Consider the following 22,042-nt stretch of genomic DNA (forward strand, 5'->3'; position numbering starts at 1 on the left):
GCGATGGAAGTGCACCTGATCGTGCCGATCGCGATGGAAGAGAAACTGCGCTTCGCCATCCGCGAGGGCGGACGTACCGTCGGAGCAGGCGTCGTGGCGTCGATCATTGAATGATCACCGCAACAAACCGTCAGCACCGACCGAGTTAAACCTTGCACAAGTGCGGTAGACCGCACTTGTGGCCGGAGCAGGCGTCGTCGCCAGCATCATCGAGTAAGCGTCGGCCAGAAGAGGCAGCCTCGCAGGAACTCGCGATCCGGGATTGCTTGCCACTTGCAATCAGGGCGCCCGTCATGCTTGAAACGGCTAGGGTCTGCGGCGACGCAGCCCTCACAGGAGTGTAGCTCAATTGGTAGAGCACCGGTCTCCAAAACCGGGGGTCGCAGGTTCGAGCCCTGCCACTCCTGCCAGTCAATCGTGCATCTCCAATCGTCCCCAAGCACAGTTGCTTAGCAGGACTGCTGACCATCCCTTGACCTTTCCAGCCGCCAGCAGTAGATAGCGGCACCTGCTGTCGGCCCGATTTTACGGACATCCGACGCGGCCTTGAATTTCCCGGACAGTCGAGCCCGCTGGGCGACTACCCTCAAAGGAGGGGTGGGCGCGCGCGAGAGTCTGTCCGGATCTCCGAAACCAGACCGGCACAAACGAACGCGGATCATCAACGATGGCTTTCAGCCCGTTCAAATTCCTGCAGGAAGTGCGCACCGAGACTGCGAAGGTCACCTGGCCGTCCCGCCGCGAAACCACGGTTACAACGATCATGGTGTTCCTGATGGTGGCACTGGCGTCGATCTTCTTCTTCTTCACGGATCAGTTAATCCGTTTTTTCATTACGTTCGTCCTGAGTCTTCATTGAAGACACGAGCGACTCGCGCAACGGAACTGAACCATGAGCATGCGCTGGTATATCGTCCACGCCTATTCGAATTTCGAAAAAAAGGTCTCGGAATCGATCCGGGAGCAGGCCAAGCAGCGGGGGCTTGAGGATCTCTTCGAGCAGGTGCTGGTGCCGACCGAGAAGGTCACGGAGGTCCGGCGCGGCCGCAAGGTCGATACCGAGCGCAAGTTCTTTCCGGGTTACGTCCTGGTGAAGATGAACCTCACCGACGAGGCGTTCCATCTCATCAAGAACACTCCGAAGGTCACGGGCTTTCTCGGCGCGGAAAACAAGCCGATGCCGATTTCGGAAGCCGAGGCCATGCGCATCATGCATCAGGTGCAGGAAGGTGTGGAGCGGCCCAAGGCGTCGGTGTCGTTCGAGATTGGCGAGAATGTTCGCGTGGCCGACGGGCCGTTTGCGTCGTTCTCCGGCGTGGTTGAGGAAATCGACGAGGCGCGCTCGCGCGTGAAGGTCGCGGTGTCGATCTTCGGCCGCGCAACGCCGGTCGAACTGGAGTTCGGTCAGGTCGAGAAGGTTTAGCCGTCTGCCCGGCGTTCCGCCCGGCGTCCACGTCTTTCGTCGTGGAACGGTTGTGAAGACGTGGATGGTCGGGACAAGCCCGGCCATGACGTGCGGAAGGGAATTTCCGCGGAAGCCGTGGGAGGTGAGGGCGGTCGCCAGCCGTCTCAAGCCGTAACCACCAACAGGAGTAACGCATGGCAAAGAAAGTGACCGGATACCTGAAATTGCAGGTACCGGCCGGTGCGGCGAATCCGTCGCCACCGATCGGTCCCGCGCTTGGTCAGCGCGGTCTCAACATCATGGAATTCTGCAAGGCGTTCAACGCCCAGACGCAGAAGGAAGAAAAGAATACGCCGATTCCGGTGGTGATCACGATCTATGCCGATCGTTCCTTCACCTTCGAGATGAAGACCCCGCCGATGTCCTACTTCCTCAAGCAGGCGGCGAAAATCCAGTCCGGTTCAAAGGCGCCGGGCCGCGATTCCGCCGGCAAGGTGACCAAGGCGCAGGTGCGCGAGATCGCCGAGAAGAAGATGAAGGACCTCAATTGCGACACTGTCGAATCGGCCATGAGCATGGTCGAGGGCTCTGCCCGCTCGATGGGCCTTCAGGTGGCGGAGTAACGAACCATGGCAACCGGAAAACGTTTGAAGAAGGCTCGCGAAGGCATTGATCGGGAAAAGCTTTACCCGATCGCCGAGGCGATCAAGCTGATCAAGGAACGCGCCAAGTCAAAATTCGACGAGACGATCGAGATCGCCATGAATCTCGGCGTCGATCCACGTCACGCCGACCAGATGGTGCGCGGCGTCGTCAGTCTGCCGAACGGCACCGGCCGCACGCTGCGCGTGGGCGTGTTTGCGCGCGGTGCCAAGGCCGAGGAAGCCAAGGCAGCAGGCGCGGACGTCGTTGGTGCGGAAGATCTGGTTGAGACCGTGCAGGGCGGTACGATCGCATTCGATCGCTGCATCGCCACGCCGGACATGATGCCGCTGGTCGGCCGTCTCGGCAAGGTGCTCGGTCCGCGGGGCATGATGCCGAACCCGAAGATCGGCACGGTGACCATGGATGTCGTCGGCGCCGTGAAGGGTGCCAAGGGCGGTTCGGTGGAATTCCGCGTCGAGAAGGCCGGTATCGTGCAGGCCGGTGTCGGCAAGGCTTCGTTTTCGGAAGAGAAGCTCGTCGAGAACATCAAGGCGTTGGCGGATGCGGTAGCGAAGGCCAAGCCGGCTGGCGCCAAGGGCACCTACATCCAGCGCATTGCGGTGTCTTCGACCATGGGACCGGGCGTCAAGGTCGAGCCGGGAACCGTGCTCGGCTGAGGCCGAGAATCTACGACAAGCAAGGCGGGATCGGAGTTTTCCGGGCCTGCCTTGATTTTTCTTGACCGCGCGGCAGGCGGTCCCGTTGACGTCGTCGAGTGCGGTGCGAGCTTTTCTGAAGCTGGCCGGAAAATTGCATGATTTAGAACTTGGCAGCGTGGCAAAGATTCGTTAAACACCACGCTCCGGACGTGCTGGCTCTCGCTGGCGCGGCGGTGTTCGCTTCCAAAAACCCAATGAGATTGGAGATCTTTCCTTTCCGCATGTCCATTCGGATGGTTCGGGGAGGACAGGATGCTAATTTGGCTGGGGCGCGGGTGCGAACAGGGGTCTTCGATCGTCCCGTCAGGGACGGTGCTGTTGATCCCGTCCTGTCCGAGACTGCAGGCGCCGACGGCCGAACGCAAGTTCGTCCAATGGCTTAATTGCATGGCCTGCATAGACGGGTGAAGACCGGGTTTCGCTTTTCATCGCGGCAAGCGATGGCTGCGAATTGGGTTCGAACCTCGACACCCCGTGCCATCCGGCCGCCAGGCCGTCAGGCTCGGGAGGGCAGGCTACTGAATTGTCGTCGCGCCCGGCGTGTGTCTTGAGGCAGGTGTCTTGTGGGACAAGTGCTTTGGGATCAGGTTTTGGGCGGGACGATGGGTATAACCCGGCGGCCTCAGCCTTGAGACAAAGGTCGCCAAACGGAAAGAGCTTGCTGTGGAACGAGCGGCAAAAAAAGAGGCGGTCGAGGCGCTGAACGAGGTCTTCAAGGCCACGGGCGTTGCGGTCGTCGCTCATTATTCCGGCCTCACCGTGGCCCAGATGCAGAAGCTGCGTATGCAGATGAAGCAGGCGGGTGCGTCGGTTAAGGTCTCGAAGAACCGTCTCGCCAAAATTGCTCTTGAAGGCACAGACGTCGTTGCCATCGGCTCCCTGCTGAAGGGACCGACCGTGATCGCGACTTCCAACGATCCGGTGGCGGCGCCGAAGGTTGCCGTCGAATTCGCCAAGACGAATGAAAGCTTCGTCATTCTCGGCGGTTCGATGGGTAAAACCGTTCTGAACGTCGACAGCGTCAAGGCCTTGGCCTCGCTGCCGTCCCTCGATGAACTGCGCGGCAAGCTGGTCGGCCTCCTGATGGCGCCGGCGACCAAGATCGCTCAGCTCTCGACCGCGCCCGCGGCCAAGCTCGCGCGCGTCGTTCAGGCCTATGCCTCAAAGGGCGAAGCGGCGTGAGGCCCTTCGCAAGTTGAATCTGGTTCGAACCGAATACGTTAAAGGAACACATCGATGGCTGATCTGCAGAAGATTGTTGATGACCTCTCGGCGCTGACCGTGCTCGAGGCTGCCGAACTGGCGAAGCTGCTTGAAGAAAAGTGGGGCGTGTCGGCGGCTGCCGCGGTTGCGGTTGCGGCGGCGCCGGGCGCTGGCGGCGGTGCCGCTGCGGTTGAAGAGAAGACCGAGTTCTCGGTCGTGCTCGCGTCCGCCGGTGACAAGAAGATCGAGGTCATCAAGGAAGTTCGCGCCATCACGGGCCTTGGCCTCAAGGAAGCCAAGGACCTCGTCGAAGGTGCGCCGAAACCCGTCAAGGACGGCGTTGCCAAGGACGAAGCCGAGAAAATCAAGGCGCAGCTTGAGAAGGCCGGCGCCAAGGTTGAGCTTAAGTAACCGCAGTTCTTTGAGCGAGATCCGGTTTTCTTCGTCAGTTTGGCGAGCGTCAACGAGATCCGGGGATCGCTTCGCCAAAGGCGTGGATGGCCGGGACGGCCTCGCCACAACGGAGGCGGTAAGTTGTAACGAGATTTCCCGGATGGGCGCGGTCGGAATCGCGTTTCATCCGGGCGCAACTGCCAAGCTTTGCTCTGGCCGGTTGTACACAGAAAAGTGTGGAGATTCAGGGGAGCGTCCCTCGAATCTCCACGATTGCCATCCCATATCGGGACGGCAGCACGAAAGCGCAGCATATGGTGGGAACGGCGGCGTTCTCTCATAAGCTGTTGGGAGAGCAGCGATTTCGGGCTTTTTCGGTCCGTTTGGATATGATTTTGACGGGCGGGTGCATCCCTGCACCCCGCGCGTCGTTTTGCGTTCTGCGAGCCTGGCGTTCCAGTTCAGGATTTAAGTCCTGACATATGCGTGCCGCTCTTGAGAGCGTTCCGAGATTCACCCTGGAGGCGATGTCAATCGCGCTTCGGAAGGTTCGCCCCTCACGGGCGACGACATGAGAGGCCACGATGGTGCAGCAGACGTTCACCGGTCGCAAGCGGGTTCGCAAGTTCTTCGGGCATATCCGGGAAGTCGCCGAGATGCCAAACCTGATCGAGGTTCAGAAGGCGTCCTACGACCAGTTCCTGATGGTCGCCGAACCGGAGGGTGGCCGGCTCGACGAGGGCTTGCAGGCGGTTTTCAAATCAGTGTTTCCGATTAACGACTTTTCGGGCACCTCGCAGCTTGAATTCGTGCGCTACGAATTCGAGGCACCGAAGTATGACGTCGACGAGTGCCGCCAGCGCGGCATGACCTATGCCGCGCCGCTGAAGGTGACGCTCCGCCTCATTGTATTCGATATCGACGAGGAAACCGCCGCGAAGTCCGTGAAGGACATCAAGGAGCAGGACGTCTACATGGGCGACATTCCGCTCATGACAATGAACGGCACCTTCGTCGTCAACGGCACCGAGCGCGTCATCGTCTCGCAGATGCATCGGTCGCCCGGCGTGTTCTTCGATCACGACAAGGGCAAGACCCATTCGTCAGGCAAGTTGCTGTTCGCCGCGCGCGTCATTCCCTATCGCGGTTCGTGGCTCGACATCGAGTTCGATGCCAAGGACATCGTGTTCGCGCGCATCGACCGTCGCCGCAAAATTCCGGTGACGTCGCTGATGTTCGCCCTCGGCCTCGACGGCGAGGAAATCCTCAGCACGTTCTACAAAAAGATCATTTACAAGCGCGCGAAATCCGGCGGCAATTCAGACGGCTGGCGCGTGCCCTATGATCCAGTTCGCTTTCGCGGCTATTCGACGCTGAACGACCTGATCGACGCTGATACCGGCAAGGTCGTGCTCGAGGCCGGTAAGAAATTTACGGTTCGCGCCGCGCGCCAGCTCCAGGAGAAGGGGCTGAAGGCACTGCGCATGAGCGACGACGATTTGGTCGGCATGTATCTCGCCGAGGATCTCGTCAATCCCAAAACCGGTGAGATCTACGCCGAAGCCGGCGAGGAAATCACCGAGAAGTCGCTGAAGGGGCTGAACGAGCACGGCTATAAGGAATTGCCGCTGCTCGACATCGACCATGTCAACGTCGGTCCTTACATCCGCAACACGCTCAGCGCTGACAAGAACATGACGCGGGAGGACGCGCTGTTCGACATCTACCGGGTGATGCGTCCGGGCGAGCCGCCGACGCTGGAGTCGGCGCAGAACATGTTCCAGTCGCTGTTCTTCGACGCCGAGCGCTACGATCTGTCCGCCGTGGGCCGCGTCAAGATGAACATGCGCCTCGATCTTGATGCGCCGGACACGTATCGCACGCTGCGCAAGGAAGACATCCTTGCGGTCATCAAGACGCTAGTCGACCTGCGCGACGGCAGGGGTGAGATCGACGATATCGACCACCTTGGCAACCGTCGCGTGCGCTCGGTCGGTGAACTGATGGAAAACCAGTATCGCGTCGGCCTGTTGCGCATGGAGCGAGCCATCAAGGAGCGGATGTCCTCCGTCGACATCGACACCGTGATGCCACAGGATCTGATCAACGCCAAACCCGCGGCTGCTGCGGTGCGCGAGTTCTTCGGATCGTCGCAACTCTCGCAGTTCATGGATCAGACCAACCCGCTCTCGGAGATCACCCACAAGCGCCGCCTGTCGGCGCTCGGGCCGGGTGGTCTGACACGCGAACGCGCAGGCTTCGAGGTGCGCGACGTGCATCCGACGCACTACGGCCGTATCTGCCCGATCGAGACGCCGGAAGGTCCGAACATCGGCCTTATTAACTCGCTCGCGACGTTCGCGCGCGTCAACAAATACGGCTTCGTCGAGACACCGTATCGCAAGGTGAAGGACGGCCGCGTCACCGACGAGGTGGTCTATCTCTCGGCGATGGAAGAGGGCCGCTATCACGTCGCGCAGGCCAACCTGCCGCTCGACAACCGCGGCCGTTTCACTGAAGACCTCGTGGTCTGCCGTCATGCCGGCGAGGTGCTGCCGGTGACGCCGGACAAGGTCGACTTCATGGACGTGTCGCCGAAGCAGCTCGTCTCGGTCGCCGCGGCGCTCATTCCGTTCCTCGAGAACGACGACGCCAACCGCGCGCTGATGGGCTCGAACATGCAGCGTCAGGCGGTGCCGCTGGTGCGCGCCGAGGCGCCGTTCGTCGGCACCGGCATGGAAGGCGTGGTCGCCCGCGACTCGGGCGCAGCGATCGCCGCGCGCCGCTCGGGCGTGATCGATCAGATCGACGCCACCCGCGTTGTTATCCGCGCAACGGAAGATCTCGATCCGACCAAGTCGGGTGTCGATATCTATCGTCTCATGAAGTACCAGCGCTCGAACCAATCGACCTGCATCAATCAGCGTCCATTGGTGAAGGTCGGCGATATCGTCAAAAAGGGCGACATCATCGCGGACGGCCCGTCCACCGATCTCGGCGAACTCGCGCTCGGCCGTAACGTGCTGGTCGCGTTCATGCCGTGGAATGGCTACAACTTCGAAGACTCGATCCTGCTCTCGGAGCGGATCGTCAAGGAAGACGTCTTCACCTCGATCCATATCGAGGAATTCGAAGTGATGGCCCGCGACACCAAGCTGGGTCCCGAGGAAATCACACGCGACATTCCGAACGTTTCGGAAGAAGCGCTGAAGAACCTCGATGAAGCCGGCATTGTCTACATCGGCGCCGAGGTCCGCGCGGGCGACATCCTGGTCGGCAAGATCACGCCGAAGGGCGAAAGCCCGATGACCCCGGAAGAAAAGCTGTTGCGCGCGATCTTCGGCGAGAAGGCTTCCGATGTTCGCGACACCAGCTTGCGCGTGCCTCCGGGCGTGCAGGGCACGATTGTCGAGGTCCGCGTCTTTAACCGCCACGGTGTCGACAAGGATGAGCGTGCGCTGGCAATTGAGCGGGAAGAAATCGAGCGTCTTGCCAAGGACCGCGACGACGAGCAGGCGATTCTCGACCGCAACGTCTACGGCCGCCTCGCTGATCTGCTCGAAAACCGTCAGGGCATTGCCGGCCCGAAGGGCTTCAAGAAGGATACCAAGATCACCAAGTCGGTGCTCGAGGAATATCCGAAGTCGCAGTGGTGGCTGTTCGCATCGCCAAACGACAAGCTGATGGCCGAGATCGAGGCCATGCGGAAGCAGTACGACGAGTCGAAAAAGGGCCTCGAGCAGCGCTTCCTCGACAAGGTCGAAAAGCTGCAGCGTGGTGACGAGTTGCCGCCCGGCGTGATGAAGATGGTCAAGGTCTTCGTCGCCGTGAAGCGCAAGATTCAGCCTGGCGACAAGATGGCTGGTCGTCATGGCAACAAGGGTGTGGTCTCGAAGATCGTTCCGATCGAGGACATGCCGTTCCTCGAGGACGGCACCCACGCCGATATCGTGCTTAACCCGCTCGGCGTGCCCTCGCGCATGAACGTCGGTCAGATTCTCGAAACTCACCTCGGCTGGGCATGCGCCGGCCTTGGCAGGCGGATCGGACAGGCTGTCGATGCCTATCTCGCGAGCGCGAAGCAGGAAACCAAGCCGCTGAAGGAGACGCTCAAGAAGGTCTATGGCGACAACGAGACCATCAAATCGCTCAACGATCATGAACTCGTCGAGCTCGGCCGCAATCTGAGCCGCGGCGTTCCGATCGCAACGCCGGTGTTCGACGGCGCCAAGGAAGCCGATATCGAGCAGATGCTCGAGCTCGCTGGCATGGACAGGTCAGGCCAGTCGACCGTCTATGACGGGCGGACCGGTGACTCGTTCGATCGCAAGGTTACGGTGGGCTACATCTACATGCTCAAGCTGCACCACCTTGTTGATGACAAGATCCACGCGCGCTCGATCGGACCTTACTCGCTCGTCACCCAGCAGCCGCTGGGCGGCAAGGCGCAGTTCGGTGGCCAGCGTTTCGGCGAAATGGAGGTGTGGGCCCTCGAGGCTTACGGCGCGGCGTACACGCTCCAGGAAATGCTGACGGTGAAGTCGGACGACGTCGCGGGCCGTACCAAGGTCTATGAGGCCATTGTGCGAGGCGACGATACTTTCGAGGCAGGCATTCCGGAATCGTTCAACGTGCTGGTCAAGGAAATGCGCTCACTGGGCCTGAATGTCGATCTGCACAACTCCAAAGTCGGCGGCATGTCCGAAGCGGCCGAGTAGCAGTTTGAGAACGCCTATTCCCGGCGCGGCGCATCGTACAGCGATGCGTCGCAAAACCGGGACCGCAACGAATTCCGCGGACCGTTAAGGTTCCGGATCGGCAGCGCACCGGATCTCGGCTCGCGCAGCATCCGGAACGCGGCCGTCGAGGAGAAGACCATGAACCAAGAAATAATGAATTTATTCAATCCGACGACTCCGGCCCAGGTCTTCGACCAGATCCGGATTTCGATCGCGTCGCCGGAGAAAATTTTGTCGTGGTCCTACGGCGAGATCAAAAAGCCGGAGACGATCAACTACCGCACGTTCAAGCCGGAGCGTGACGGCCTGTTCTGCGCGCGCATCTTCGGTCCGATCAAGGACTACGAGTGCCTGTGCGGCAAGTACAAGCGGATGAAATACAAGGGCATCATCTGCGAGAAGTGCTCGGTCGAAGTGACGCTATCGCGCGTGCGCCGCGAGCGCATGGGTCATATCGAGCTGGCTGCACCCGTTGCCCACATATGGTTTCTGAAGTCGCTGCCCTCCCGCATCGGCCTCTTGCTCGACATGACGCTGAAGGATCTCGAGCGCATTCTCTACTTCGAATACTACGTCGTTCTGGAGCCGGGTCTTACTGCGCTCAAGGACCGTCAGTTGCTGTCGGAAGAGGAATACCTTCGCGCGCAGGACGAATACGGCCAGGACAGCTTCACCGCCATGATTGGCGCCGAAGCGATCCGGGAATTGCTGAAGGGCCTTGAACTCGAGAGGCTTGAGGCGGAACTGCGCGCGGAGATGCAGGCGACTGAGTCCGATATCAAGCACAAGAAGCTCGCCAAGCGCCTGAAGATCGTCGAAGCCTTCCGCTTTTCCGGCAACAAGCCGGAGTGGATGATCCTCACCGTGGTGCCGGTGATTCCGCCGGACTTGCGTCCACTGGTGCCGCTCGACGGCGGCCGCTTCGCCACGTCCGACCTCAACGATCTGTATCGCCGCGTCATCAACCGCAACAACCGTCTGAAGCGGCTGATGGAGCTGCGTGCGCCTGACATCATCATCCGTAACGAGAAGCGAATGCTTCAGGAAGCGGTTGATGCGCTATTCGACAACGGCCGTCGCGGCCGCGTCATCACCGGCGCAAACAAGCGGCCGCTGAAGTCGCTCGCCGACATGCTGAAAGGCAAGCAGGGGCGCTTCCGGCAGAACTTGCTCGGCAAGCGTGTCGATTATTCCGGCCGCTCCGTCATTGTCGTCGGTCCCGAACTGAAGCTGCACCAGTGCGGCTTGCCGAAGAAGATGGCGCTGGAACTGTTCAAGCCGTTCATCTATTCGCGGCTCGATGCCAAGGGTCTGTCTACGACCGTGAAGCAGGCAAAGAAGCTCGTTGAAAAGGAACGTCCCGAGGTCTGGGATATTCTCGATGAGGTCATTCGTGAGCACCCGGTGCTCCTGAATCGCGCGCCGACGCTTCACCGGCTCGGTATTCAGGCGTTCGAGCCGGTTCTGATCGAGGGTAAGGCGATCCAGCTTCATCCGCTGGTCTGCGCCGCCTTCAACGCCGACTTCGATGGCGACCAGATGGCCGTCCACGTTCCGCTTTCGCTCGAGGCGCAGTTAGAGGCGCGCGTGCTGATGATGTCGACCAACAACATCCTGCACCCGGCGAACGGTCAGCCGATCATCGTTCCCAGCCAGGACATCGTGCTCGGTCTTTACTATCTTTCGATCATGCGTGAGGGCTTGCCCGGGGAAGGCAAGGTGTTCGGCGATATGGCCGAGCTGGAGCATGCGCTCCATTCCCGCGTCATCCATCTTCATACCAAGATCAAGTATCGCTGGGATGTGATCGGCGAGGATGGCGAGTCCGTAAAGCGTCTGATCGAAACCACTGCCGGCCGCGTCATGCTCGGCCAGGTGCTGCCGAAGTCGCCAAAGATCTCGTTCGACGTCATCAACAAGCTGATGACCAAGCGCGAAATCTCCGGCGTGATCGATCAAGTCTATCGCCACTGTGGTCAGAAGGAGACGGTGATCTTCTGCGACCGGATCATGGCGCTCGGCTTCTACAATGCGTTCAAGGCCGGAATCTCCTTCGGTAAGGACGACATGGTGGTCCCGCATGGAAAGTGGAAGATCGTCGACACCACGCGTACGCTGGCGAAGGATTTCGAGCAGCAGTACAACGATGGTCTGATCACGCATGGCGAGAAGTACAACAAGGTCGTTGACGCATGGTCCAAGGCGACGGAGGAAATCGCCAAGGAGATGATGAAGGAAATTTCTTCGACCAAGAAGGACGCCAAGGGCGTCGAGGCCCAGATCAACTCGATCTACATGATGGCGCATTCCGGCGCGCGCGGTTCGCCCGCCCAGATGCGCCAGCTCGCCGGCATGCGCGGCCTGATGGCGAAGCCGTCGGGCGAGATCATCGAGACGCCGATCATCTCCAACTTTAAGGAGGGGTTGTCGGTTCTCGAATATTTCAACTCGACCCATGGCGCCCGCAAGGGTCTCGCAGACACCGCGTTGAAGACCGCAAATTCGGGCTATTTGACCCGCCGTCTGGTCGACGTCGCGCAGGACTGCATCATCACCCAGGATGACTGCGGCACCAAGCTCGGCATCAAGATGCGCGCTATCGTCGATGCCGGCACGGTGGTGGCGTCACTCGGATCGCGCATCCTGGGCCGCACGGCCTGCGATGACATCCGTGATGCCGCGAACAACAAGGTGGTAGTCAAGCGTAACACCTTGATGGAAGAAAGCCATGTCGATCAGATCTCCCGGGCCGGTATCCAGGAAGTCAAGATCCGCTCGGCCCTGACTTGCGAACTGGTCAACGGCATCTGCGGCAAGTGCTACGGCCGTGATCTGGCTCGCGGCACGCCCGTCAATCACGGCGAGGCTGTCGGCGTCATCGCGGCGCAGTCGATTGGCGAGCCTGGCACGCAGCTCACGATGCGCACGTTCCATATCGGTGGCGCTGCGCAGATCAACGAGCAGTCGGTGATCGAGTCGAACTTCGACGGCAAGATCACGTTCAGGAACAGGGCGATCGCAAGAAACGGCGAAGGTAATCTGGTTGCGATGGTGCGTAACATGGTTGTCGCCGTTGTCGATGCGGACGGCACTGAACGCGCAACTCACCGCATTCAATACGGCGCGCGCATGCACGTTGACGAAGGTGACATGGTCAAGCGCGGCCAGCGTATCGCCGAGTGGGATCCCTACACCCGGCCGATTTTGACAGAGCTTGAGGGTACTATCGGATTCGAGGATTTGGTCGAAGGTCAGTCGATCTCCGAAACGCTCGACGAATCCACCGGTATTGCCAAGCGCATCGTTATCGACTGGCGCTCGACGCGTGGGGGAGCCGACTTGCGTCCAGCCATCGTGATCAAGGGCAAGGACGGCAAGGTGCTGAAGCTACCCCGTGGCGGCGACGCCCGCTACATGCTGTCGGTAGACGCCATTCTGTCGGTCGACGTTGGCGCCAAGGTGAAACCCGGCGACATCCTGGCGCGTATCTCGACCGAGAGCGCCAAGACCCGCGACATCACCGGCGGTCTGCCGCGAGTGGCCGAACTGTTCGAGGCTCGCAGGCCGAAGGATGCGGCAATCATCGCGGAAATCGCCGGCACCATCCGGTTCGGCCGCGATTACAAGAACAAGCGCCGCATCTCGATAGAGCCGGTCGACAAGGACGAGGAGACCCGCGAGTACCTTATTCCGAAAGGCAAGCACATCCATCTGCAGGATGGTGACATCGTCGAGAAGGGCGATTTTATCGTCGATGGCAATCCCGCGCCGCACGACATCCTGGCGATCAAGGGCATCGAGGAACTCGCTGCCTATCTGGTCAACGAAATCCAGGAAGTTTACCGCTTGCAAGGCGTGCTCATCAACGACAAGCACATCGAGGTGATTGTTCGTCAGATGCTTCAAAAGGTCGAGATTACCGATCAGGGCGAGACCGACATGATCTCGGGCGAGCAAATCGACAAGATCGAGTTCGACCGGCTCAACCTCAAGGCCAAGGAAGAGGGTAAGAAGATCGCCACGGGAACGCCGGTTCTGCTCGGCATCACCAAGGCCAGCCTGCAAACCCGCTCGTTCTTCTCGGCGGCGTCATTCCAGGAAACCACGCGCGTGCTCACCGAGGCTGCCGTCAACGGCAAGGTGGACCCGCTCGAGGGCCTGAAGGAAAACGTCATCGTGGGTCGACTCATTCCGGCAGGTACCGGCGCGTCGATGGCCAAGATCCGCGAAGTTGCGGTCAAGCGCGACAAGCTGATTCTCGACGAGCGCGAAAAACAGGCGACGATCGTGCCGTCCGCGCCGGAGGCCGAACCGCTGGCTCTACCGCCGGCAGAGTAGGCATCGGCTGATCTCAGATGAAAAGGGCCGGCGCAAGCCGGCCTTTTTTCGTTGTGCCGCATCAGGCAATCCTTCGCGCAACCTCACTGCTTTTCCGAAATGGAAACAGTTTATGCGGTCAGCGTGAGGAAAAATTAATTTCAAGTTTAGCTAATCGGTCTTTCCGCGAGGCATTTATCTCTCCGCCGAGGCGAAATGATATACTGCGCGCAGATGGTGCGCTGGAGTGCAGGATGATGATCGCCGCAAGAAAACGGGTAGCCCGCAAGTCGGTCCGGCAATCGGCCTGGATCACTCTGGACGGCGGTTTTGCCGCAAGGCCATGCATCGTGCTCGACCTCTCGGCTGCGGGCGCCAAGATTACTGTCGATGACGCTGGCGCTGTACCAAGCGTTTTCCGGTTGGCTTTCTCCCGCGACGCGAGAGAAGGGCACTCGTGCAAGGTGGTGTGGCGACGCCAGGGGACGCTAGGCGTCAAGTTCATTCGCTGAAATTTCGAAGTCCCGCTCTCAAGGAGATGACCAGAGTCTGTCACCGCTTCATGGAAACGGTGAAGCACTCTATCTTTTGATTTGGGGCGTCTTCTTCACGCGAACCGGTTTCCAGTTCGCTCGAAAACGCTATAGCCCGGTCTAAGGCCCCTACGCCAATCCTCCTTCATGCGATTCCGGGCGCGGCGGTGATGAGGATGGCCGCATGTTGGATCTGTTCATCGGTCTGGTCAGGCCCAGAGCCAGACGCCCAATGAAGCGCGCCCATCGGCGTGCGCGCCAGGTCAGGCCATTGTCAATAGATAGCGAACGAAGATGCCAGGCTTTCGCCTCCGACCATGCATCACACTCCATCTTGACGGGGTCGTCGTAGAAGGTCTCGATCTTGGCGCGATCCATGCCTTCGGTCGAGAGCCAGTGCGGGATGTGGACATTGCAGAGTCGCTCGACGTCGGTAAACACCTTGTCGGTACCGGTGCCAGCGGCCGGGCACGAGGTCGCGAAAGCGTCGCCGACGAGAGCGACCCTGGCCTGCCGATGATTTTCCGTAACATACAAATCTGCCGGTCTGATCTTGATCGGTCCGCTAACTTTGAAACCTCCGGTCATACGGTCGAGGCCGGGCATGACCGCGCGCATCGTCGCCTCGGGGTTGTTGCGGAATTCGCGAAACCAGATGTCGTCGATTGGCCGATAGACCATCATGTTGGCCCGCATGGTATTGCCGATCGGAAACAGGGAGAGATAGGCCATCCGTGCGCCAGAGCGTTTCGGCCAATATGTCAGGGCCGGGAAGGGAAACGCCGATAGATCGACCGGCACGACGTTGAAGCCGAGCGTCACGGAATGACATTCGCTGATGACGCGGCGCCTGAGGCCGAGCAGATGACGCAGGCTGACGCTAAGACCGTTCGCAAGCACGATCAGGCGCGCAGAAATTATTTCTCCATTGGCCAGCACCAGGCGCTGGCGTTCGTCGCTCGTGGCGACCTCGACGACTTTCGTGTTTAGGATCTCGACGTTGGGCGAGATTTGTGCACGCATGGCATTGACGAGAGTGTCGTACATCACGCCGTGCTGGTCGCTTGGCTTTTTCGCCACCACAAAACCGAACCGCGCCTCCCAGATCTCGCCATCAATGGTCGTCGCCCGCAGTATTTCTTCCTCAAGCCCTGTCCTGCGTAGTCGTGGAAGTTGAGTGCCGCCGAGCTTTTCGCAGCGCAGGTCGGGCGGATACGTCAAATGTGGATCAATCATGATCGCAGGGATGCCTGCACGGCCCAGCATCGCGGCGGTGGTCGAGCCGGCCAGTCCGCCGCCAACGATCGCAACATCCGTATAGCGCATGGATTGGTCCTCGTTCCGGAAGGGTTATTATTGCGCCGCAAAGGCAAATAAAATCTTGAAAGCGTCAAAGGATCGAAGGGCGACCGTCTCGATACAATTTAACTGAAAAGCAACGGGGGAGGACCAGTATCGCGGGCCGGGTGGGTCGCCGAGGATGATCCGAGGCGTCTGATGATTTCAGTAAACATTTGTTCACCAACACTGGACCTTGCGGCGCCCTGGGACGATCTCGTTCGGCGGGCGTCATCCAATGTGTTCATGAATCCGGCTGCCCTGATGGCCGCAAACGAGAGCGGGTTTGCGAGCGTCCATGTTCTGCTGGCGTGGGACGACAGTACCGGACTCAAGAAGTTGGTTGGCGTATGGGCCTTTCAGGTTCGCAGAATTTCGCGGCTATGGCCCGCGGTGCTTGAAGCATTGCCCTACAACTACGCTTTTCTTTCCAGTCCGGTCGTGGATCCTGCTTTCGTCCGAGATGTCATTCCAAGCTTTTTATCGGCGATCCGTGACAGTCGCTCACTGCCCAAGGTGATCATTCTGAAATCGCTCGATGCCGAGGCCCGGAGCTTCGAAACGCTTGTTGATGCGTTGACGGAACAGGGCTGTGCCTACCTCAGACTGTCTGAGAATGCGCGGCCTCACGCGACTCCTGATATTGGCGTGAAACGGTCAGGCTCGACCCGGAAGAAGCTGCGGCAGGATTGGAACCGCCTTTCCGCCGTAGGCAGTGTCGATATCGTCAATCTCCGCGCCGCGGATACGAGAGAGGCGTTCGAGATGTTTCTGAAGCTGGAAGCCGCAAGCTGGAAAGGAGCGCGCGGCACGGCTTTGTTATGCAAGTCCGCGGATGCAGCCTTCGCCAGGCAGATGATCGCCGCGCTCGCCGAACGGGGCAATGCTTCGGTTGCTTTGCTTCGTGTTGATCGGCAGGCTATCGCCGCGCAGGTGCTGATGTATTGCGGCGCTACGGCCTATACTTGGAAAACGGCCTTCAGTCATGACTACGCGAAATACTCACCCGGCGTGTTGCTGATCGACAAGATCACGGACGACCTGTTCTCCTCCGCGGGGATCGAAGCGATCGATTCCTGTTCCTACGAACGGAGCTTTATGGCTCAGCTCTGGGCGGGCCGCCGAAAGATGGTCGATCTGCTGGTCGATGTTGGGCCGGGTCGATCGCCGACGTTTTTGCTGGAAGCCATTCGCCAACGGGGCTACGGGCAACTCCGTCGGCTTCGCGACGAAGTTCGGAGTTGGTCGACGCCGGCCAACCCGAAAGCGACTAAATAAGTGACGTATCGCCTTCGGCTTATTTCGAAAGTGCAGCCGAGGAGCGATGCCGTATTTCGAGGTCGTCAATCCGGCGTGGCTTGCCTTTGGTTGCGCAAAGAACCAAACTGCGGCCGCCGGTTTGATCTGCCGCAAGAACCGGTGATCGTGAGACAATGGTGCACGGACCAAAGAACAGCCTTCTGGCGAGCATACCGGACACGGAATGGATCGAAATTCAGAAGCTGTGTGAGTTTGTCCAACTTCCGCTTGGTTGCGTGCTGTACGAACCACGCGGCCCATTCGATTATGTGTACTTTCCCGAAACTGCGATCATCTCCAACCTCGCTCCGCTCAAGACCGACAGGACAGCTGAGACGTCGACCACGGGACGGGAGGGGATGATCAACGTCGGAGCCATCATGGGCGATGATCAATCCATGCATCGCGCCGTCGTCCAGGTTTCCGGCGACAGCATCCGGATTTCGTTTCGGGAATTTCAGGAGCTGCAAGCGCGTCTGCCAGTATTTCGGCGCAAGCTCAACGCCTACTCACGAGCGTTCCTTGCACAGGTGATGCAGTCCGTTGCGTGCAACGCCAGTCATACGCTTCTTCAGCGCTGCGCACGATGGCTGTTGAAGTCTCACGATCGCGTCGATGGTGACGAACTTCGACTTACGCAACAATTCCTGGCCGAAATGCTCGTGGTCAGCCGCGTGGCCGTTAATGCTGAGCTAAGAAAGTTTCAGCAATTGCAGGTTCTCACATACAGCCGCGGCATCATTACCATACTGGACCGTAGACTGTTGGAGCGCACATCCTGCGAATGCTATCGCGCGGTCCGGCGCGAGTACGACAGGCTACTGCCTGGTTCTTTCACCAAATAAAATCCCGACTATGTAAACTAGTTGGCTATACGGTCGCTGTTTCCATCAGTACACAAAGAAATCCAATAATGGAGGAGTGCACCGATGCCGCGACACATCTCTTTTTACGATGAATCTCTGGGTAAGCAGATCGACGGTTCATACACTTCGGATGGCAAGGTGATCCATGCCGGTTCGGGAGATCTGGGTGCCAAAAGCGCCACCATTGGCCATCTTGGTAACGCCACCACGTTTCCCGTCGATCAGGTAGGGCAGGATCTTCTGGCTCAGAAGCTGCTGAGCGAGCTGGCTCATCGCGAAGCGAAGAACGGCCACGGTCACGGCCACTAGGTCAAAGTCAAATAGATGATGTGAGCCGCCATTGCGGTTCACATGTCATCGTCGCTTTCTGCCGCGGAGGCCCCCGTTGTGTTGGCCCCGCTGCAGGCAGCTGCGGTTAAAAAACCGTATCTCAAGCTCCATTCAGGCGTTTCTGGTTTCCAGTGCTTCGTGCGCTACAGCCTCAGCAGCTTGGGCTCGTCATTTCCAGACGCGTTAATCATTTGAAGCGGTGAGCGGCGCGTTCGCTTGCCTTGATCGGGTAACCTGCGGTCGCTGACGCGCTTGAGAAGCGGCGCCTGTTGCTCAGCTTATCTTCTGCGCGTGACGTGCGGTCATCCCCTAGCGACGACTCATTCGACTTCACCCGCCGGCGGACATCCCGCGATAACGAATTCCAGCCGTCGCAGGGCGTCTGTCAGGACCAGTTCGGTCTGCGAGCCTGCAGATCGTAGCTCAATTTGAGTGGTTCCGTTTCGTGGCGGTCCTGTCAAAATCGACAGAAGATTCGCAGGGCCAGGGCGGCGTTTTGATTCGACGCGCGATTGGGGATACTGCTCGGCGAGAAATCGGGCAGGAGCCGGATTCGGTGGTGTCCCTTTCTGGAGCAAGCTGGAGCGTCCGATGGTGGGGGCCTGTCGCGACGAAAAGGCCATTGTTACGAACGGTATCCGGCCATCGGCGTGCCGACGGCCCTGCCGAAACCGGGTGAGGCGGAAGGTGGTACGAAACGGTCAGAAGTGCTTTTGTTATGGCGTTTCAGCCTTGACTTGATGACTCGCCGTGGATAAAACCCGCGCACTTAACGGCAGGCGGTGAGCTCCACTAACGTCGGAACGGACCACCCTTTCTATCTGGTTTGATTGATAGAGACGGGCACCAACCTCGACGAATGCTGCTCAGACGCTGCCGAAATAGCTAGGCAATGCCAGGACGATGGTCATTCTCTTGAGCAAGATCTCTCAAGATTGATTTCGGATGCATGACCTCGGTGGAGGCTGGCCGGTTCGTTCCGGTTGGCGTTGGTCGCGGTCCTCTGTGGCGTCGAAGCGCTTCCCGTTCAGCAGTGAACGGTTGGCGCGATTTCGTTTTGCGTGAAACCATTCATGCATCGCGAGCGGGTGAGCGGTAGCTCCGGACGAAGTGCGAAGCCGATCGGGGTTTCGCGTAAATATAAGGGTGAAGGCGAACGATGCCGACGATCAACCAACTGATCGCAAGTCCGCGCGTCATACAGAAGTCGCGCAAGAAGGTGCCTGCGTTGCAACAATCGCCGCAAAAGCGCGGCGTGTGCACGCGTGTTTACACCACGACTCCGAAGAAGCCCAATTCGGCGCTGCGCAAGGTCGCTAAGGTGCGCCTGACCAATGGCTTCGAGGTCATTGGTTATATCCCAGGTGAAGGGCACAACCTTCAGGAACATTCCGTGGTCATGATCCGTGGCGGCCGCGTGAAGGACTTGCCGGGCGTGCGCTATCACATCCTCCGCGGCGTCCTCGACACCCAGGGCGTCAAGAACCGCAAGCAGCGTCGTTCGAAGTACGGCGCGAAGCGTCCGAAATAAGCGGGAACAGAAACGATGTCGCGTCGCCATTCTGCCGAAAAGCGTGAAGTGCTCCCCGACCCGAAGTTCGGAAACGTCGTTATTACGAAGTTCATGAACTCGATTATGTATGCCGGGAAAAAGTCGGTCGCCGAAAGCATCGTCTACGGCGCGCTCGACCTGATCGAGGTCAAGACCAAACAGGGTCCGCTGACCGTGTTCGAGCAAGCGCTCGAAAATGTCATGCCGACCATCGAAGTGCGGTCGCGTCGCGTCGGCGGTGCCACCTATCAGGTGCCGGTGGAGGTTCGTTCGACCCGCCGTCAGGCGCTCGGTATTCGTTGGCTGATTACGGCTGCGCGGGGGCGCAACGAAAAGACGATGACGGAGCGGCTCTCGGCCGAACTGCTCGATGCGTCGAACAACCGGGGCAGCGCGGTCAAGAAGCGGGAGGACGTGCACAAGATGGCGGAAGCCAACCGTGCGTTCTCGCACTATCGCTGGTAACGGCGACGCAACAGGAATTTAAGGACAGCTCCATGCCCCGCCAACATGCCATCGAGGATTACCGTAATTTCGGTATCATGGCGCATATCGACGCCGGCAAGACCACCACGACCGAGCGCATCCTTTATTACACCGGCAAGAGCCACAAGATCGGCGAAGTGCACGAAGGTGCCGCGACGATGGACTGGATGGCGCAGGAGCAGGAGCGCGGTATTACCATTACGTCGGCCGCGACCACCGCATTCTGGGACGGCAAGCGTCTGAACATCATCGATACCCCCGGCCACGTCGACTTCACTATCGAGGTAGAGCGTAGTTTGCGGGTGCTCGACGGCGCCGTATGCGTGCTCGATAGCAACCAGGGTGTTGAGCCGCAGACCGAAACGGTTTGGCGTCAGGGCGACAAGTACAAGGTGCCGCGCATCGTCTTCTGCAACAAGATGGATAAGACCGGCGCCGACTTCTACAAGTGTCTGGCCGACATCGTCGATCGGCTCGGCGCGCGCCCGGTGGCGTTGCAGCTTCCGATCGGCTCGGAGAACAACTTCAAGGGAATGATCGACCTCGTCCGCATGAAGGCGCTGGTCTGGAACAACGAAGCGCTTGGTGCGATGTACGACATCGCCGAGATCCCCGCAGATCTTGCAGACAAGGCCAAGGAATATCGCGAGAAGCTGGTGGAAGCCGCCGTCGAGCTCGATGATGACGCCATGGCCGCCTACCTCGATGGCACCGAGCCGGATGAAGCTACCCTGAAGGGGCTGATCCGTAAGGCCGTCATCACCGGCGCGTTCTATCCCGTCCTGTGCGGTACGGCGTTCAAGAACAAGGGTGTGCAGCCGCTTCTTGACGCCGTGGTCGCTTACTTGCCGTCACCGCTCGACGTGCCCGCCATCAAGGGCACCGACGACAAGGGCAACGAGGTCGTTCGTCACGCAGACGACAAGGAGCCGATGTCGCTGCTGGCGTTCAAGATCATGGACGACCCGTTCGTCGGCACCATCACGTTCTGTCGCATCTACTCCGGCATTCTTCAGAGCGGCACAGGCGTGATCAACTCAACGCGCGAGAAGAAGGAGCGCATCGGCCGGATGCTGCTGATGCATGCGAACAATCGCGAGGACATCAAGGAAGCCTATGCCGGCGACATCGTCGCGCTGGCCGGCCTGAAGGAAGCGCGCACCGGTGACACGCTGTGCGATTCAGCTCATCCGGTGATCCTTGAAAAGATGGAGTTTCCTGATCCGGTCATCGAGATCGCAATCGAGCCCAAGTCCAAGGCTGACCAGGAAAAGCTCGGTGTCGCGCTGGCGAAACTCGCGGCGGAAGATCCGTCATTTCGTGTCTCCACCGATCAGGAGTCCGGCCAAACCATCCTCAAGGGCATGGGCGAACTCCATCTCGACATCAAGGTTGATATCCTCAAGCGCACCTACAAGGTCGATGCCAACATCGGCGCGCCGCAGGTGGCGTTCCGCGAGCGGGTCACTAAGCGTGTCGAGCACAGTTACACCCACAAGAAGCAGACCGGCGGTACCGGTCAGTTCGCGGCTGTTACGATCATTGTCGAGCCGAGCGAGCCTGGCAAAGGTTACGAGTTCGAGTCGAAGATCGTCGGCGGCGCGGTGCCCAAGGAATACATTCCCGGCGTTGAGAAGGGCATCGAGAGCGTGCTCGGCTCCGGCGTGGTTGCGGGCTTCCCGGTGGTCGATGTCAAGGTGCAACTCATCGACGGCAAATACCATGACGTCGACTCGTCGGCACTGGCGTTCGAAATCGCGACCCGCGCCTGTTTCCGCGAGGCGCTGCAGAAGGGCAAGTCGGTGCTGCTCGAGCCGATCATGAAGGTCGAGGTAGTGACGCCTGAAGACTATACCGGATCGGTCATCGGCGATCTCAACTCGCGGCGCGGCCAGATCCAGGGTCAGGACATGCGCGGCAACGCTAACGTCATCAACGCGATGGTGCCGCTCATGAACATGTTCGGTTACGTGAATAACCTGCGCTCGATGAGCCAGGGGCGCGCCACCTTTACCATGCAGTTCGATCATTACGCTGAAGCGCCGGCGAATGTGTCGGCAGAAGTCCAGAAAAAGTTTGCCTGATTGTCGCTGGCGACAGTCAACGACTGAACGGAGAGTCAAATGGCCAAAGCGAAATTTGAACGTAACAAGCCGCATTGCAACATTGGGACGATTGGTCATGTTGATCATGGCAAGACGTCATTGACGGCTGCGA

The 22,042-nt window shown here is 59.5% G+C and carries 18 protein-coding genes and 1 tRNA gene; 18 read left to right on the forward strand and 1 reads right to left on the reverse strand.

From position 1 onward, the window contains the following. From GGQ85_RS18855 to GGQ85_RS18905, 11 genes are all read left to right on the forward strand, one after another. On the forward strand, positions 1-114 hold a 114-nt coding region (locus tag GGQ85_RS18855; protein WP_476638868.1), incomplete at its 5' end, for an EF-Tu C-terminal domain-related protein. 220 nt (positions 115-334) lie between these two features. Further along, positions 335-410: transfer RNA gene (locus tag GGQ85_RS18860), tRNA-Trp, on the forward strand. Between the two features lie 257 nt (positions 411-667). Further along, positions 668-859 (forward strand): preprotein translocase subunit SecE, encoded by a 192-nt coding sequence (secE, locus tag GGQ85_RS18865; RefSeq protein ID WP_079446310.1) that lies wholly within the window; start codon positions 668-670, stop codon positions 857-859. A gap of 33 nt (positions 860-892) precedes the next feature. After that, a complete protein-coding gene (nusG, locus tag GGQ85_RS18870) occupies positions 893-1,423 on the forward strand; it encodes a transcription termination/antitermination protein NusG (protein WP_009797155.1) in 531 nt (176 codons plus the stop codon). 176 nt (positions 1,424-1,599) lie between these two features. Next, positions 1,600-2,028, forward strand: a complete 429-nt coding sequence (gene rplK / locus GGQ85_RS18875) for a 50S ribosomal protein L11 (protein ID WP_079446311.1) — start codon at positions 1,600-1,602, stop codon at positions 2,026-2,028. 6 nt (positions 2,029-2,034) lie between these two features. Further along, positions 2,035-2,727 (forward strand): 50S ribosomal protein L1, encoded by a 693-nt coding sequence (gene rplA / locus GGQ85_RS18880; protein ID WP_079446312.1) that lies wholly within the window; start codon positions 2,035-2,037, stop codon positions 2,725-2,727. A gap of 705 nt (positions 2,728-3,432) precedes the next feature. Further along, positions 3,433-3,951 (forward strand): 50S ribosomal protein L10, encoded by a 519-nt coding sequence (rplJ, locus tag GGQ85_RS18885; RefSeq protein WP_309775811.1) that lies wholly within the window; start codon positions 3,433-3,435, stop codon positions 3,949-3,951. Between the two features lie 54 nt (positions 3,952-4,005). Beyond that, positions 4,006-4,383, forward strand: coding sequence for a 50S ribosomal protein L7/L12 (rplL, locus tag GGQ85_RS18890; protein WP_079446315.1), 378 nt, complete (start codon positions 4,006-4,008; stop codon positions 4,381-4,383). Positions 4,384-4,949: 566 nt separating this feature from the next. Then, positions 4,950-9,083 (forward strand): DNA-directed RNA polymerase subunit beta, encoded by a 4,134-nt coding sequence (gene rpoB / locus GGQ85_RS18895; RefSeq protein WP_079446316.1) that lies wholly within the window; start codon positions 4,950-4,952, stop codon positions 9,081-9,083. 159 nt (positions 9,084-9,242) lie between these two features. Further along, positions 9,243-13,442 carry a DNA-directed RNA polymerase subunit beta' gene (rpoC, locus tag GGQ85_RS18900; protein WP_079446317.1) on the forward strand — a complete coding sequence of 1,400 codons (4,200 nt, stop codon included), beginning with the start codon at positions 9,243-9,245 and terminating at the stop codon, positions 13,440-13,442. Between the two features lie 233 nt (positions 13,443-13,675). Beyond that, a complete protein-coding gene (locus tag GGQ85_RS18905) occupies positions 13,676-13,933 on the forward strand; it encodes a PilZ domain-containing protein (RefSeq protein WP_374708926.1) in 258 nt (85 codons plus the stop codon). Between the two features lie 150 nt (positions 13,934-14,083). Here the strand turns inward: GGQ85_RS18905 and GGQ85_RS18910 are convergent, their stop codons facing one another. Continuing rightward, on the reverse strand, positions 14,084-15,280 hold the full coding sequence (locus GGQ85_RS18910; protein WP_309775812.1) for an FAD-dependent oxidoreductase: 1,197 nt from the start codon (positions 15,278-15,280) through the stop codon (positions 14,084-14,086). Positions 15,281-15,451: 171 nt separating this feature from the next. On the opposite strand from GGQ85_RS18910, the gene GGQ85_RS18915 reads away from it, so the two are divergent. The 7 genes from GGQ85_RS18915 to GGQ85_RS18945 all read left to right on the forward strand — a co-directional run. Beyond that, positions 15,452-16,570: a GNAT family N-acetyltransferase gene (locus GGQ85_RS18915; protein ID WP_309775813.1), complete on the forward strand. Its 1,119-nt coding sequence runs from the start codon at positions 15,452-15,454 to the stop codon at positions 16,568-16,570. 155 nt (positions 16,571-16,725) lie between these two features. Further along, positions 16,726-17,436: a Crp/Fnr family transcriptional regulator gene (locus GGQ85_RS18920; RefSeq protein ID WP_079446321.1), complete on the forward strand. Its 711-nt coding sequence runs from the start codon at positions 16,726-16,728 to the stop codon at positions 17,434-17,436. An 84-nt stretch (positions 17,437-17,520) separates the two neighbouring features. Beyond that, entirely contained in the window at positions 17,521-17,766 is a 246-nt protein-coding gene (locus GGQ85_RS18925; RefSeq protein WP_079446322.1) for a hypothetical protein, read from the forward strand. Positions 17,767-18,946: 1,180 nt separating this feature from the next. Further along, a complete protein-coding gene (gene rpsL / locus GGQ85_RS18930; RefSeq protein WP_009797142.1) occupies positions 18,947-19,318 on the forward strand; it encodes a 30S ribosomal protein S12 in 372 nt (123 codons plus the stop codon). A gap of 15 nt (positions 19,319-19,333) precedes the next feature. Then, positions 19,334-19,804 carry a 30S ribosomal protein S7 gene (gene rpsG / locus GGQ85_RS18935; protein WP_079446324.1) on the forward strand — a complete coding sequence of 157 codons (471 nt, stop codon included), beginning with the start codon at positions 19,334-19,336 and terminating at the stop codon, positions 19,802-19,804. A gap of 32 nt (positions 19,805-19,836) precedes the next feature. After that, positions 19,837-21,909, forward strand: a complete 2,073-nt coding sequence (gene fusA / locus GGQ85_RS18940) for an elongation factor G (protein WP_079446325.1) — start codon at positions 19,837-19,839, stop codon at positions 21,907-21,909. A 39-nt stretch (positions 21,910-21,948) separates the two neighbouring features. Beyond that, the coding region (locus tag GGQ85_RS18945) for a GTP-binding protein (protein ID WP_139281446.1) at positions 21,949-22,042 on the forward strand (94 nt) is incomplete at its 3' end.

The sequence above is a fragment of the Nitrobacter vulgaris genome (assembly GCF_031453995.1).
GTDB lineage: Bacteria > Pseudomonadota > Alphaproteobacteria > Rhizobiales > Xanthobacteraceae > Nitrobacter > Nitrobacter vulgaris.

Bases quoted from the DNA above. Each gene is read 5' to 3' on its own strand.
- secE (WP_079446310.1), top strand. From the start codon at position 668: ATGGCTTTCAGCCCGTTCAAATTCCTGCAGGAAGTGCGCACCGAGACT.
- rplL (WP_079446315.1), top strand. From the start codon at position 4,006: ATGGCTGATCTGCAGAAGATTGTTGATGACCTCTCGGCGCTGACCGTG.
- rplK (WP_079446311.1), top strand. From the start codon at position 1,600: ATGGCAAAGAAAGTGACCGGATACCTGAAATTGCAGGTACCGGCCGGT.
- rpoC (WP_079446317.1), top strand. From the start codon at position 9,243: ATGAACCAAGAAATAATGAATTTATTCAATCCGACGACTCCGGCCCAG.
- GGQ85_RS18925 (WP_079446322.1), top strand. From the start codon at position 17,521: ATGCCGCGACACATCTCTTTTTACGATGAATCTCTGGGTAAGCAGATC.
- GGQ85_RS18910 (WP_309775812.1), bottom strand. From the start codon at position 15,280: ATGCGCTATACGGATGTTGCGATCGTTGGCGGCGGACTGGCCGGCTCG.
- rplA (WP_079446312.1), top strand. From the start codon at position 2,035: ATGGCAACCGGAAAACGTTTGAAGAAGGCTCGCGAAGGCATTGATCGG.
- GGQ85_RS18905 (WP_374708926.1), top strand. From the start codon at position 13,676: ATGATGATCGCCGCAAGAAAACGGGTAGCCCGCAAGTCGGTCCGGCAA.
- rpsL (WP_009797142.1), top strand. From the start codon at position 18,947: ATGCCGACGATCAACCAACTGATCGCAAGTCCGCGCGTCATACAGAAG.
- fusA (WP_079446325.1), top strand. From the start codon at position 19,837: ATGCCCCGCCAACATGCCATCGAGGATTACCGTAATTTCGGTATCATG.
- nusG (WP_009797155.1), top strand. From the start codon at position 893: ATGAGCATGCGCTGGTATATCGTCCACGCCTATTCGAATTTCGAAAAA.
- GGQ85_RS18920 (WP_079446321.1), top strand. From the start codon at position 16,726: ATGGTGCACGGACCAAAGAACAGCCTTCTGGCGAGCATACCGGACACG.
- rpsG (WP_079446324.1), top strand. From the start codon at position 19,334: ATGTCGCGTCGCCATTCTGCCGAAAAGCGTGAAGTGCTCCCCGACCCG.
- GGQ85_RS18915 (WP_309775813.1), top strand. From the start codon at position 15,452: ATGATTTCAGTAAACATTTGTTCACCAACACTGGACCTTGCGGCGCCC.
- rpoB (WP_079446316.1), top strand. From the start codon at position 4,950: ATGGTGCAGCAGACGTTCACCGGTCGCAAGCGGGTTCGCAAGTTCTTC.